Raw genomic sequence first — 13,454 nt, forward strand, 5'->3', positions numbered from 1 at the left:
TACTACTAAATCTGAATAGATCAGTACTGCTCGAGAAACCCGATGGTTGCGTGGTAGTGCCCGTAGTGTGAGTAATTCAAGGTGAGATCCCGATCTCAAGAATGGCCAGAAGATTCTACTATGACCGGAAGTTACCAACAACCAAGAACAAGTGAACATGTGGGATAAAAATGACACAATAGCAGAAAATTGGCTTTTGCTGATTGATCCACCTGTTGAAACCGGGGGACATATATGACAAAAAATACAGGCTTTGCATCACGAGCTACTGAATTGTACAGAGATGGAGGTATCTCTGAACTAGCCAGAGGCATCCGGGACTTTACCCTGATCCGATCCGGCCAGGCGAGATGGATCGTTGGTGCTGCTCTCAACACTACTGTTCCTGTTGAAGTCGGTGAGCATCGAATAAATTTCAAGACCGAAACAGCCATTGAGTATCGACGAGCTCGCACTCAGATGCACGAGCGGCAGGTGCTTGAGGACTTTATCAGAAGCCTCCGTTCCGATGATATTGTCTGGGACTGTGGTTCGAATGTCGGGCTCTATGCAACGTTTGCTGCCGAGATTGCAGCTGAATCTGTTGCTATTGAGCCAGCCCCAAGCAATGTCTCGGCGCTCAGTTATAATCTCTCTCAAAACGACCTAGAAAACGAATCGACAATCATCGCAACCGCACTGGGTTCTTCAGAGGGGACTGTCGCGGTTCCCGCAGATGCAAAACCCGGTGAGAACCATAAACTGAGCTCTTCTAGTGGATCGACACAGGTTCCCATCAAGTGTGGAGACGATATCACTGGCTTGGCGGACGCACCTGATCCGACCGTGCTTACAATGGACATCGAGGGAGCAGAGGCTGATGCGCTTGATGGACTTCGCGAAACGCTTACGAATGTTCGACTGGCCTACGTCGAAGTCCATGAGGATCTCTTGGCTGACTATGGCCGATCTGCTGACGATGTAATGAATATCCTCGAAGAGACCGGGTTCAACGTTTCGTGTTTAAATGAGAGACGATCAGGGAACTACCATCTCAAGGCAGTTGCGAACTCTCGAGAATAGATGGTTCTGGAGTTGAGGATGGCCCTCTTGCCGATGAAAGTTTGTGAACAGTCGAATTCGACGGCACTGTCTAGTTAGAGTGTTTGAGAAGCGAGCAGGTTGTAGTGAGTGGTACTCACGATACCCACAAACCTGCTCAGAGAAACCTTAGACATGGATTGTGATGAGATTCGGGAGAACGAGCGCATCCCGACACCCGTCAGAATGTTCGGGGTGTGCCTCCATTCGATAGGATTGTCGGTTCGAGAGGTTGTTGCAGTACTCGCGCTACTTGGCGTTGATCGTTCTCACGGCGCAGTTTGGAACTGGACGCAGACTTTCGGAGGCTCAGAGCACCCACCGACGTCCACGAGAGTGGCGCTCTCATGCGGCCTCTTGGAGCGCAAAGCGCTCCAACGGTCGGCGAATCGATGATTCGACAGCAGAACGCTTCGCGTTCTGAGGACGGCAACGCCGTCGCGGATCGCATTCGATGAGACGCGGATCCGTTTGACGAGTAGACGTTTCAAGGACGATTCGATTAGACCGGGGCGAACCCGTGTCGATTGAACGTACTATTTGTTCTCAGTGAGACTGCGTTATTCCTCATCGAGGTACGGCTGACAGACGCGTTCGACACCGTCTTCAAAGTCGATTCGCGGTTCCCAACCGGTCGCCTTGCGAATCTTCGAACTATCGGCCAGCGTATCGTGGACGTAGTTCGTCAGCGGGATCGGCTCATACACCGGATCGATGTCGGTTCCAAGCACGCCGTTGAGCATCTCAACCATCTCGTTGAACGAGTAGGACTCGCCGGTCCCGAGGTTGTAGACACCCTCGAGTTCGTGATCGGCAGCGAGTTCGAGGCCGCGGACGATGTCGTCGACGTGAGTGAAATCGCGGGTCTGCGTTCCATCGCCCCACAGGACGGGAGGGGTGTTCTGTGCGATTTTTTTGGCGAACTGCGAGACCGTGTTTGCGTACGTCCCCTTGTGGGATTCTGCACCACCGTAGCCCTGATAGACCGAGAAAAATCGCATCCCGGCGAGCGTGAGGTCCGTGTCGGCGTAGAAGTCGTTGTAGTATTCCGCATAGCGTTCCCGGCCGAGCATCGACGCGTCGTAGCCCGTTGCCGCTTCGACCTCGACATCCTCGGGTGTCGGCGTCGTTCGACTGCCGTAGATCGACGACGTCGAGGCGTATACGATCGTCTCACAGCCGTCCGCGATCGCCTGTTCGACGACGTTGACGAACCCATCGACGTTGACTCGGGCCCCGTGGACCGGATTTTCTTCGAGAAGTTCCCGACTCGAGAGTGCTGCAAGGTGATACACGACGTCCACGTCAGTCGGCAGATCTTCGTCGAGTACGTCCGCCTCGATGTACGTGACACTCTCGTCGAGATTGTCACTCGTGCCGAGATAGCCGTTATCGAGTGCGATAACCTCGTTCTCTTCGGCGAGCGTATTCGCGAGGTTCGATCCGATAAATCCCCCGCCACCCGTCACGAGGATACGTGCATCTTGCATGGGTACTGGTTTCTGGATACGTCATATAGGACTACTGGATTCACGTCTGTGCGCCTTGCTTTCCATTGCCCGCCCCCGACTGGCTATCACTATTTCTCATCGTCCCGTTTCCCCTATATTTATTATATCTAGTTCCATACTCAATCGTATGTATGACTTAACCGGCTTCCAGCGTGACCTCCTGTACGTCGCGGCAGGACTTGAGGAACCACACGGCCTTGCAATCAAGGACGAACTCGAGAACTACTACGAAAGCGAGATACATCATGGTCGGCTGTACCCAAACCTCGACACGCTCGTCGACAAAGGTCTGATCGAAAAGGGAACCGCCGACCGTCGAACGAACGTCTACAGCGTCACACGACGCGGCCGACGTGAACTCGAAGATCGCCGTGACTGGGAAGCACAGTACGTCTCGGAGCTGGTCTAACTCTCGGAGTCGCCACTGGAATTACCGGAGTCGGTTCGTGGTATTTGGTCCCTCTAGCTGATAGCCCGAACGCGATATCCTGTCTCTCCGTTCTCGTCGGTCGCGGTACCAGCGACCGGAACTAGTCCGGATCGAGGCGGACCACAGTGTACTGTCCGGCAACGATTGATCACGCCGCCGGCAGCGTAACTGAGACCGTCGAACCCTCGCCAGGCTCCGAGTCGATCCAGAGACTGCCATCGTGGCGCTCGACGATTCGCTCACAGAGTGCGAGCCCGATTCCCGTCCCCTCGTACTCGTCGCGACTGTGGAGTCGATCGAAGACTGTAAACACACGCTCCTGGTTATCCGGGTCGATTCCGATACCATTGTCCTCGACCGACACAACCCATCTCTGGCCGCGCCGTGACGCGTCGATATGTATTCGTGGCGTCCCCTCTCCACTGTAGGTGATCGCGTTCGAGAGCACGTTCTGCACGACTTGCCGGAGCTGGCTTGCATCACCCAGTACGCGCAGCAGTTCGCCAACGGTGAGTTCGGCGTTTTGTTATTCGATACTGATGTAGATCCTCACGAACAGCCGCGACGACCCGCTCGAGTTCAACTGGCTCCAGCGGATCACCACGGGTTTCGACGCGGGAGTATTCGAGCAGGCCGTCGATCATCGTTCGCATGCGCTCGGCTCCATCGACGGCGAACTCGAGGAACTCTTCTCCGTCTTCGTCGAGTTCGTCGTCGTAGCGATTGTCGAGGAGTTGGAGGGAGCTCGTCACCATGCGAAGCGGTTCCTGCAGGTCGTGTGAGGCTGTGTAGGCGAACTGTTCGAGGCGGTCGTTCGATGCTTCGAGTTCGCGTTCACGCTGGGTTTGCTCGAGTTCGTACGTGGTCCACTGGGCCATCAGATCGTAGACGGTCCGTTCGGCGTCCGAGAACGGCTGTGAACGCGAGTCGAAGTCAACGAAGAAGACAGTTCGAGGTCGAACCGGTCACAGACGAGTTCGAACATCGCCTGTAGTTTTTCGTCGAACGTGCGGGTAGCATCGGCCGTAATCTCACACAGCGTCTCCTTGTAAATCAGCGGAAAAATACAGTAGTTCGTGAGAGACCTTTGGATAGAGCGCGTGCATTCTCCTACGCCGTGTCGGTGTCATCGTCGAGATACGACATTGCTTGCTCGTCGCTCACCTGACCGAAGTCGCGGTAGTACTGTCCGACCGCTCGGAAATCACTCGGTGTCTCGAGGGCGATCACGTCGTCGGCCTCCGTTTCGAGTTCGGCGATCGAGTTCGGTGAGCCGACGGGGACGGCGAGGATGACGGCGGCTGCACCGGCGTCGGTTATCTGTCTGAGACACGCGATTGCAGTGGCACCGGTCGCGACGCCGTCATCGACGAGGACGACCCGTTTGTCAGCCAGGTCGGGTATCCGTCCGTCGTCTCGATACTGGTGGGCCTTCCGTTGGGCAGCATCGGCTTCCTGGTCCCGTTGGCCGTCGATATACTCCTGTGGGACGTTGACTTGGTCGACGAGGTCCTCGTTGAGCCAGAGGCTGCCGTCGCTGGCGACGGCACCGAGCGCGAGTTCGGGATTTCCGGGGGCGCTCAGTTTTGATGCGACAACGACGTCGAGTGGCACCTCGAGCGCGTCGGCAACTGGTCGTGCGACCGGGAGTGCGCCGCGCGGGATGCCGAGGACGATATCGGCGTCGACTCCTTCGGCTGCGAGCCGCTCGCCGAGTCGTTCGCCGGCATCCTGCCGATTCGAAAACATATGCTGCTACTGGTCTACGGGTTCCAGCCCATTGTAGATATCACCCCGTTGGAAATCTGAAACCACTCGAATACGCCGCCGGCAGGTATTCAGTCGTCCGCCGCCCGCGTCGATTCGGACGGGTCCTCGTTGCCGGCCGAACTCGACGTAAGCACCCACTCGAGCGCTTCGATCCGCCCGCGAAGCACGCTGGCCCGCGGATCGTAGTAGTCACACGATTCCAGCGCGCGTTGCATCTCTTCGAGTCGGTCGCGGATGTCATCTTGCGAGTGCATCGATAGGTGCTCTCACTACTGGCTCCGCCATAAGCCATTCATCGGCGACCCTGAACTCCAGGGTCTCGATCACGAACTCGATCCCGAGTACGACGGCTGTACCGCCGCCATCGAGAGATGAGTCTCCTTTCGACGCGAGTCACCGAATGACCACGACGGGAACCGGCGAGCGCCGAACGACTTTTTCCGCGACGCTGCCGAGCAACACCCGCGAGACTCCTTCCCGACCGTGGCTGCCGATCACGATAGTCTCGTATCCACCCGCTGTCGCTTCCTGCTCGATAACCTGTGCCGGCTTTCCCGTCTCGACTGTCGTCTCGAGTTCACCATCGAAGTCGGCGGCGATGTCGCGTGCACCCTCGAGGACCTCGTTTCCGCGTTTTTGCGCTTTCTCGTCGTCGTGTTGCTTCTGGGAATCCGATTCGAAGGCGGCCCAGTATCCCTCCGGTCGTGGAACGACGTACAGAGCGGTGATCGCCGCGTCAGGGAACGTTTCGAACGCGTATTCGATTCCCTTCCGCGCCGGTGCTGAGTCGTCGTAGGGAACCAGAACTCGGTCCGTCATAGGGACTTACACACCGCCGATCGATATAATACCCGTCTGTGATCAGCCGGAGAGATCACGCCGCTCGAAGTATTCACTACTGACGACGACGAGGACGGCGATGGCGAGTAGGAGAACGGAGAGGTCGGCCCACGATACGTCGCCGTCGACGAGAATCGCACCGGGGTCGAAGTACCGCGAAAGAGCGATGTCTCCGACCCACTCGTAGTCGGTATCGAACGTGAACGTATCGAGCAAGAACAGGCCGAAGACCGACCCGGCCCCGGTCGTCTGTGCTCGGCGAATGGAGTCGAACGCAACGGAAGCGAGGAGACCGACGGCGGCGCAGGCGAGCAAGTATGCGACCGAGTATGCGTGCACGGCGAACAGGTTGCCCACATCGATCGATTCGCCGACGAGTTCGACGCCGAGGGAGACCACGAGGAACGTAATCGCGTTCACGAGGACGACGCCGGGGATGAGCGAGAGGAACTTCCCGACCACTAACCGGGTTCGCGTCACCGGCAACGACAACGTCACGCCGACCGTTCCGCGCTCTACTTCTCCGGCAATCGTGGAGGCTGCGGCGTACGCGTAATAGATCGCCAGCAGTAACACCCAGCCGAACTGGTAGAGCTGGGAGACGAGATAGCCCTCGATCGTGGTCAGCGTCGTTACGTTTCCGACGAACGCGCGCGTCGCTTCGGGTGGTAGCGACTCGAGGTAGGCGTCGAGATCGGCGCCCGACTCTTGAATCGATGGAAAGAGCGCGACGGTGAGGACGATCAACGCGACCAACGCACCGGCGAGTAGCAGTGACCCGCGGAGTCGGCGACCGGCTTCGAACGAGGTGATCTCGAACATCGGGTGTCGGTCCGGCGCTGTCCCGACGACGGGCGTCGCCTTATAGATGGGTTGCGACAGAACTCCCCGTATCGTGGTAAACGATCGGTTGTCTTAACAACGGTCGAGTAATCGGCTCTTCGTCCGTGGAACGTGCGAGGTGCTTTATCGCGTTCCCGTCCGTCCCGGCGTGAACATGACGGGCCGAGCGGGAACGCCGGGCTGGAACCGGCGGCGGACGGCTATCGTCGCGGGGGTTCTCCTGTTGGTCGGGCTATCTGTGATCGGTGCCGTCGTAACAACAGTGGCTCCCGGAGCCAACGCGAGTTCACCGCTGCAAGCGGAGTTCCAACAAAACGATACCGACACCAACGACACTGACACCGATACCAACGCGCCGGTCCCAGAACAGACCGAAGACGTGGGGACGCTCCCGCCCGGTCAAGCGTCGGAGGCCGAAAACGAGTCTGCAACGGTGCCGTCATCCGAAGACGCGCGCGGATCACCGACCGAGCAGCCAGCTGCGGTCCCGCAACTCGTCCAGGGGCCCGAAGCCAACGTCACCGTCGCCGTCGCAGACAACCAGTCCGTTCGGGCGGAAACCGCGACGACAATCGCGCTCGAGGTAACGAACGATGGCGATCGGCAGGCGACCGATATCGTCGTGACGCTGCAAGCGCCAAGCGGTGCATTGTCTTTCGGTTCGCTCGCGTCGCCCCGGTCGAGTCAGTCGCGTTATCTCGAAGATCTCTCGTCCGACGAGACGGCGACCGTCGACGTCGATATCGCCGCTCCCACAACCGATCCAGGAACGTATCCGCTGTTTGCGTCCGTTCAGTACCGCATCGATGAATCCGGCGATGACGCGGACACCAGCGCCGATTCGAACGAAACGGCTTCCGGCGAGGACGAACGCGTCGTGACCGGCGGCCCCTCGGCGCTCGGAATCGCCGTTGCGGAGGCCCCGGTCTTCGACCTGACGCCTGTCGGCAGTGACATCCCGGTTGACGGAGAGGGCGTCTACGAAGTCCGGATTACGAACGACGGAACCGAGCCCGTGTCGGATGTCGTCGCCACGGTCGATGCCGGCCCGCCGCTGTCTAGCGAATCGCCGACAGCATACGTTGGAACGCTCTCTCCGGGCGACGCGGAAACGGTTCGGTTCGCCTTCGAATCGTCCCCGGATGCGATCGAAACGACCGCCAGCGTTGCGGTGACGCTCGCGTACGATACCGACGACGGCGACCGCACGAGTTCGGAGCCGGTTTCGCTCCCGGTTTCGATCGTCGCTACCGACGAGTCCACCGACGCTGACTCCCTCATCCCGTTCGTCGCCGTCGCGGTCGTGTTCGTTCTCGTGGGGATTTGGTGGTTCCGACGGCGCTAATAGCGAGCCGGTCACGGGACGAGTTCGAATCAGGTACCAGTCTCATTTTCCAGAGGAGTGTCGTCGTTGTCGCCCTCGCCCGTGCCGCCGTAGAAGTGCATGAACACGTCCTCGATGTCGGCCTCGCGGACCTCCAGGTCGAGCACGGTGTACTCGCTCAACCGGTGGACCAGGGCGTCGAACTCGCGTGAGAGAACGAGCCGGTACTCGCCATCCCGTCGATCGACGTGTGCCACCCCTGGGAATTCGAGCGCCGCGGCTGGCGGCTCCTCGGCCAACCGGACGGTGGCGATCGTGCCGCCGTCCGCGAGGATATTCTTGACGGAGTCGAGTTCGATCAACTGTCCGTTTCTGATGATTCCGATGCGATCGCAGACGCGACGAACCTCGCTCAGGATGTGCGAGGAGAAAAACGCCGTCTGACCCGCTTCCTGTCGCTCCTCGAGTAGCTCGTAGAACTCGTTCTGGACGAGCGGGTCCAGTCCCGATGTGGGTTCGTCCATGATCGCGAGTTCGGGGTCGTGCATGAACGCCGCGACGATGGCGAGTTTTTGTCTGTTTCCGCTCGAGTAGGCCTTCACGTTCCGATCGAGCGGCACGGGAAAGCGTTCGAGGAGTTCCTCACGACGCGCGTCACCGCGAATCCGGGCGAAGTAATCGAGCACCTCCGTGCCGGTCACGCGGCTGTAAAACGTGACGTCACTCGGGAGGTAGCCGAGGTGCCGTTTCGCATCGCGGAGTCCGTTCCGATCCGTAACGTCGCGTCCCAGCAGGGACGCCTCGCCGCCGGTGGGCTTTAACAGTCCGAGGAGCACGCGAATCGCCGTTGACTTTCCCGCTCCGTTCGGCCCGAGAAAACCGAAAATCTCCCCGCGCTCGACGGTGAACGTGAGGTCTTCTACACCGCGGACATCCCCGTAGTACTTTGTCACGGAATTGAACTCGATCGGGTGTTGACCAGCGCTGCTCACGCGCTAAACGACGACGGCTCGAACCTTATACGTGCGAGGGAATTACCGCCGGGATACACGCTGTCTGTGTTGATTACGCCTCCTTTCTCGTAATCGGGAACAGGAGAATTCAGCTACTCGAACGCTCTGCCTGGTCATCCTCTTTGCCAATCGCACGATCCTATACGCTCGAGTTACCGATATACTGGCATTAGCTGGGCGTTCGGCGTCGATTCTCTCATGACGAAGATCTGGAGAATGTCTTTGGTGTTAGCTATCAGTATTGGTGTCTATGGTGGATGATGTCTAATCACACACGTCGTACATTCGTACGCTTCGGAGCAGCAACGGTAACAGCTGGAATCATCGGAACAAGTACGGGCCTCGCACAAGAGCCACCCGAAAACGGCTGGGTTCAAGCGGATTCACCAACCCAGATGCCGTTCAACGATGCTGTCGGTACTTCTCAGGGACCGTTTGCTTGCGGAGCCGATGGCAATGTGGCCGCCCGTCACGAAGACGGCTGGGAACTCGTCGTTGAGTACGGTCCGCAGGCTCGAAGCCGCCGGCTGACGGGGATCGATGTAACCGATGACGGCGAGGCCGTCTGGTTCGTCGGCGGAAGCGGTGTCATCGGCGAATACAACATCACAACTCAGACGCTGACCAACTACTCCGCACCCATGGGAATAACGAGTACGTGGGAAGACTGCGCCGTTCGTGGAACCGCTGGCGAAGACGAGCGCCTGTACTTCGTGAACGGGTCCGGCGAGTTGCTCGTCGGCGTCCGACAGGAAAGCGGTGCCGTGCAGTACAACGACGTGATCGAACCCGGCGGTGGATCGACGATTCCTGGAATCGACTTCAATACGCGGATGCGGGGACACGTCTGTAGCACCAGTCAGTTCGTCGCGGAAACGTGCGACGGGGGCGACACGTGGGAACAAATCGGGATCGACTTCGCGGGCGGCACGTTTTTCGACATTGCAAGCCAGGCGGAAGATTCCGTGAACGTCGCCGCCGGATCCGGTATCATCTACCGATACGACGGGTTCCGGTGGACCCCACACGTCGTCGACGATGATCGCGAGGCGGTTCGAGCCGTCACTCGCGATGGGGAGGCGGGACTCGCAGCAGGAGCCAACGGAAAGGTCTACGAACGCCAATCTGCCGGCCAATGGCAGCGATCTGATACGCCCGTTGAAGCCGCACTGAACGGTGTCGCTCGAGGCGGGACGTACCACGCTGCAGTCGGAGAAAATGGAACCATCGTTGAACGACAAGCTAATTCTACCGCTGCTACCGCTTCGGAGGTCTCTTCGAGTTCCCCTCCACATGCGCCGCAGAATCCGTCAAATTCTGCGCACTCGCTTCCGCCCGGACCACTTTCGGTAGAACACTATACCGAGGGGGAGTGGGTGAGCGCTCCCGAAGGGTAACGACCCGTTCCTATCGTCTTTGGAGCGGAATTCGTCACCGAGCCATTTTGCATGGAGACTCCGTGACACCTTTCTTTTCCGATCGTCACGCCCGCGGCTAACGCAACTCGGCGATTTGCAAGATTCGATCATTCACCGCCGCTCGTTGTCTCAGAAAATCGCGCTGACTGGACGTTACATCAACCACGGAGACGAAGGCGGAAACGAGGCCCCTGATGGCTTTCGTCTCGAAACTGCATGCTATTGGTTAGTATGCATCCCTCTAGATCTCTCTGTACCACTCAATATCACAACTAGCAGTGGCTTTGTACAGCTGGTGAGTTGGCCAAGATAGCGTGAGTCACCAACAAGCCATGACGGAATCCTCGTCCACCCTCGAGTCGATCGTCGTTCGATACGAAAACCAATCGGACCGGTGTACGATTACCCCCGAAGAGTGTTCCGACATCGAGCGACTCACGGCGTGGTTATCGGCGGATATGGACGCGTTCGTCGATCTCGAGACGGCCCGCTAGTACCCGTACCCGCTGCGAACGCTTTCAATCGGCCGAAAACCCGACCTCATAGCTATTTCCGGGTCGAATTTTCCTTTCAGTAGCACTCCCTCGCAGCCGAAACGTTAGTCGAACGCTGCTGCAACCAGCAGCGGGAAGACCAGCGTCGCTTCGGCTTCGATGAGCGTATAGTTCGTCTCCTCCTCGTCTTTGATCTTCCCCCAGGAAACCGCCTCGTTAGGCGGCGCTCCCGACAGCGACCCGTCTCCTTCCATCCCGGTCGAAATGTAAATCGCGTGGTCGGCACCCCCCCGGAAGAGATTCGTCATAATCGCGTGATGCTTCGGCACCCCGCCGCCGACCGCGATGAGCCCCGTCGTGTCCGAGAGCAACCCATCCTCGATCAGCGAATCGTAATCGTCCAGAATCTCGATGCCAACCTCCGAATCGTATCCCTGCCGGTAGTAATACAGGAAGTTCCCGACTTCGGCGTCAGTTAGCGCAGGGCAGTATACGGGCACGTCGTTGTCTGCAGCCTGTTTCAAAACGGAATCCTCGTCGTCCAACGTCTCCCCTAACTCCCGGGCAAATGCCGTCGGCGTTCGGATCTTCTCCTCCGCGAAGAAGTCGTCGAAGAAGTCATAGAGGTACTCCTCGAGCCAGACATACCGGTCCGACGGCACGAAGATGTTTCCGAGTCTGTTGATCCCGCGTTCACGGAGTTTCGCTTCGTCTGCATCCCATTCGCCCATCTTGAACGGCTTTGCCGTCTTGATCACGTCCTCGGTGAGCGAGCCTGACGTCGTGATGATCACGTCGACGTAGCCCTTCCGAACCAGCGCGGCGACGACCTCGCGCAGCCCCGAGGAGATGATGTTCGACGTGAAGGTGAGATATACCGTCGCATCGTCCGCCTGCATCTGCTCGGCGATTTCGATCGCCTCCGCGAGGTGTGTCGCCTGAAACCCAGTCGTCGCATACGAGTTCAGCAAGTCATCGAAGTTGAACTCGCCGCGGAAGTCGTATCCTTCGACGTCCGGAGTAGTGAGTTCTTCATCGCTTCCAGGAATTACATGGTCGCGTGAGTCGTCGGTCATATACCCACTGAGGGCTCTGTCCGGTTTGAATCACTCGGGTTCGGTCGACCCGTCCGTTTGGTCGCACGTGAGACTCGCAGTTCGCTTCTGGTAGCCGTTTGTTGAGTGTACGGCAGCGTTCGATGGCATTTTTGCGCGCTTTTCTCTCGGCTTTCGCGAATGCTCCGATGGAGTACAACCGCGGGAGTTCTCTGCACGCTGCGAACGGCTACGTGGATGCGACCCGCTCTCCGTACCGGTCGATTGACCGAGTAACGAACCACACTGCATCACTATCCCCCTCGAAGAGGGTAGAAATAACCCCTTGCGTTTTTATTATTTTAGTGCCTTTTCAGTAGTATGCGCGCTCTCGTTGCTCGGCTTTATTTACAGATGGTGTTTGTCATACTAGCACTTGTCTGCATCACGGGTGCCCTTCTAGTCGGCATTTGGGCTACGTTCTACGGATTGTTTACGTATCTCGGCCTTGGAGTGGCCAGCCAGCTATCGGCTATCATCACCGGGGCGGTAATCGTAACTATCGGATACCTCGAATACATCCAGCAACCCACCGTCGAGCACCTGACCGATGCTGAACCAGTTCGTCCAGCGGACGCTCCAGAATTACACCAGTCGATGACGAAGGTCGCTACGCAACTCAACATTCCCGTCCCAACACTCGCCCTCTCTGATCGTGATACACCCGAAGCCGTCGCCGTAGGTCTTCGCCCACAAACTGTTCATCTCGTTCTCTCGCAAGGAACCCTCGATTCGCTCGCCACCGCTGAAGAACTCGAATCTGTGATCGCACATGAACTCGCTCACGTAAAAAACTGGGATGCAATGGTGATGACGATCGCTTCGGTCCCGGTTGTCTTAGCTGATGGGCTTCGATCACAGGCTATTGAATTCAGTAAAAGCGGCGGCTGGATCATAATCACCGTTCCGCTTGCGATTCTTTCAACTGGTGTCTGGTTCGTCGGGAACGTGATTATCGCGGGACTCGCGAGGGTGAGAGAGCAAGTCGCAGATCGATCCGCTGTCGAAATAACGGGCTCACCTGCAGCCCTCGCCACTGCTCTTGAGCGATTAGACCAGGGGATTACGACGACGCCTGACCACGACCTCCGGACTGTGTCTGCCGTCTCCTCGTTATCGATCTTACCGCTGGAACCGGAAGAACCGGTTCTGCTTGGTCCGGAAGGGAGTGTAGAACCGCTCCACTGGAAGATAGAGAAACGGCTTCGGTACTTCTTCAAAACGCACCCAGCAACTGAAGATCGTATCGAGATCCTGTCACGGATGGCAAACGAAGACTGACTCGGAGTCCTTCTATGGGAACTCACACCCGTATTTATCCACTGATCGCGGTAGCAGTGAGTACTATGCGCTGTCACCTCTATCTGTAAACACGCCGTCTACAGCGAGTTAAATACGTCGTGAAAGCGTGTGCACGTGTCCTCACCTACGCACGCCGCAAGAGCACTCCGCTACTGTGATGGATTCGATCGTTGTCCACTGTGAGCGTCTCTCTTGGACAAAGCGAATCCGTGCGCTTAAGTAATGGACGCTACAACGATTTGATCCCAACAAAGAACTGATGCACCACTCCGCGTAAGCGTGAGTGGGAAGGGTCAATGCAGGCCGGCCGTCTACCGGCGTGCAGATGCGACCGT

The 13,454-nt window shown here is 58.1% G+C and carries 13 protein-coding genes and 2 pseudogenes; 7 read left to right on the forward strand and 8 right to left on the reverse strand.

Annotated elements, in window-relative coordinates:
- Nucleotides 1-234: 234 nt before the first annotated feature.
- Nucleotides 235-1,062 carry an FkbM family methyltransferase gene (locus SM755_RS23190; RefSeq protein ID WP_323174776.1) on the forward strand — a complete coding sequence of 276 codons (828 nt, stop codon included), beginning with the start codon at nt 235-237 and terminating at the stop codon, nt 1,060-1,062.
- A gap of 153 nt (nt 1,063-1,215) precedes the next feature.
- Nucleotides 1,216-1,374 (forward strand): annotated as a pseudogene (locus SM755_RS23195) (IS6 family transposase); the annotation flags it as partial.
- Between the two features lie 266 nt (nt 1,375-1,640).
- Here the strand turns inward: SM755_RS23195 and SM755_RS23200 are convergent.
- Nucleotides 1,641-2,570: an NAD-dependent epimerase/dehydratase family protein gene (locus tag SM755_RS23200; RefSeq protein WP_323174777.1), complete on the reverse strand. Its 930-nt coding sequence runs from the start codon at nt 2,568-2,570 to the stop codon at nt 1,641-1,643.
- A gap of 148 nt (nt 2,571-2,718) precedes the next feature.
- On the opposite strand from SM755_RS23200, the gene SM755_RS23205 reads away from it, so the two are divergent.
- Nucleotides 2,719-3,000, forward strand: a complete 282-nt coding sequence (locus SM755_RS23205) for a PadR family transcriptional regulator (RefSeq protein WP_006666781.1) — start codon at nt 2,719-2,721, stop codon at nt 2,998-3,000.
- Nucleotides 3,001-3,169: 169 nt separating this feature from the next.
- Here SM755_RS23205 and SM755_RS23210 read toward each other — a convergent pair.
- The 5 genes and pseudogenes from SM755_RS23210 to SM755_RS23230 form a co-directional block, all read right to left on the reverse strand.
- Nucleotides 3,170-3,974: pseudogene (locus SM755_RS23210) on the reverse strand (ATP-binding protein); the annotation flags it as partial.
- Nucleotides 3,975-4,131: 157 nt separating this feature from the next.
- Nucleotides 4,132-4,770: a phosphoribosyltransferase family protein gene (locus SM755_RS23215; protein ID WP_323174778.1), complete on the reverse strand. Its 639-nt coding sequence runs from the start codon at nt 4,768-4,770 to the stop codon at nt 4,132-4,134.
- A gap of 89 nt (nt 4,771-4,859) precedes the next feature.
- Nucleotides 4,860-5,045 (reverse strand): hypothetical protein, encoded by a 186-nt coding sequence (locus tag SM755_RS23220; RefSeq protein ID WP_323174779.1) that lies wholly within the window; start codon nt 5,043-5,045, stop codon nt 4,860-4,862.
- 139 nt (nt 5,046-5,184) lie between these two features.
- Nucleotides 5,185-5,610, reverse strand: a complete 426-nt coding sequence (locus SM755_RS23225) for a universal stress protein (RefSeq protein WP_323174780.1) — start codon at nt 5,608-5,610, stop codon at nt 5,185-5,187.
- A 42-nt stretch (nt 5,611-5,652) separates the two neighbouring features.
- On the reverse strand, nt 5,653-6,453 hold the full coding sequence (locus SM755_RS23230) for an ABC transporter permease subunit (protein WP_323174781.1): 801 nt from the start codon (nt 6,451-6,453) through the stop codon (nt 5,653-5,655).
- 175 nt (nt 6,454-6,628) lie between these two features.
- Between SM755_RS23230 and SM755_RS23235 the strand changes: the two genes are divergently transcribed.
- A complete protein-coding gene (locus SM755_RS23235) occupies nt 6,629-7,819 on the forward strand; it encodes an NEW3 domain-containing protein (RefSeq protein WP_323174782.1) in 1,191 nt (396 codons plus the stop codon).
- A 29-nt stretch (nt 7,820-7,848) separates the two neighbouring features.
- Here the strand turns inward: SM755_RS23235 and SM755_RS23240 are convergent, their stop codons facing one another.
- Nucleotides 7,849-8,790 (reverse strand): ABC transporter ATP-binding protein, encoded by a 942-nt coding sequence (locus tag SM755_RS23240; protein WP_323174783.1) that lies wholly within the window; start codon nt 8,788-8,790, stop codon nt 7,849-7,851.
- Between the two features lie 281 nt (nt 8,791-9,071).
- Between SM755_RS23240 and SM755_RS23245 the strand changes: the two genes are divergently transcribed.
- Nucleotides 9,072-10,208: a WD40/YVTN/BNR-like repeat-containing protein gene (locus SM755_RS23245; protein WP_369335287.1), complete on the forward strand. Its 1,137-nt coding sequence runs from the start codon at nt 9,072-9,074 to the stop codon at nt 10,206-10,208.
- Nucleotides 10,209-10,543: 335 nt separating this feature from the next.
- Entirely contained in the window at nt 10,544-10,723 is a 180-nt protein-coding gene (locus SM755_RS23250) for a hypothetical protein (RefSeq protein WP_152422649.1), read from the forward strand.
- A 104-nt stretch (nt 10,724-10,827) separates the two neighbouring features.
- Here the strand turns inward: SM755_RS23250 and SM755_RS23255 are convergent, their stop codons facing one another.
- Nucleotides 10,828-11,799 (reverse strand): deoxyhypusine synthase, encoded by a 972-nt coding sequence (locus tag SM755_RS23255; protein ID WP_323174785.1) that lies wholly within the window; start codon nt 11,797-11,799, stop codon nt 10,828-10,830.
- Between the two features lie 339 nt (nt 11,800-12,138).
- Between SM755_RS23255 and SM755_RS23260 the strand changes: the two genes are divergently transcribed.
- Nucleotides 12,139-13,098, forward strand: coding sequence for a M48 family metalloprotease (locus tag SM755_RS23260; RefSeq protein WP_323174786.1), 960 nt, complete (start codon nt 12,139-12,141; stop codon nt 13,096-13,098).
- Nucleotides 13,099-13,454 lie beyond the last annotated feature (356 nt).

It is taken from the genome of Natrialba sp. PRR66, assembly GCF_034808065.1.
GTDB classification, from domain to species: Archaea; Halobacteriota; Halobacteria; order Halobacteriales; family Natrialbaceae; genus Natrialba; species Natrialba aegyptia.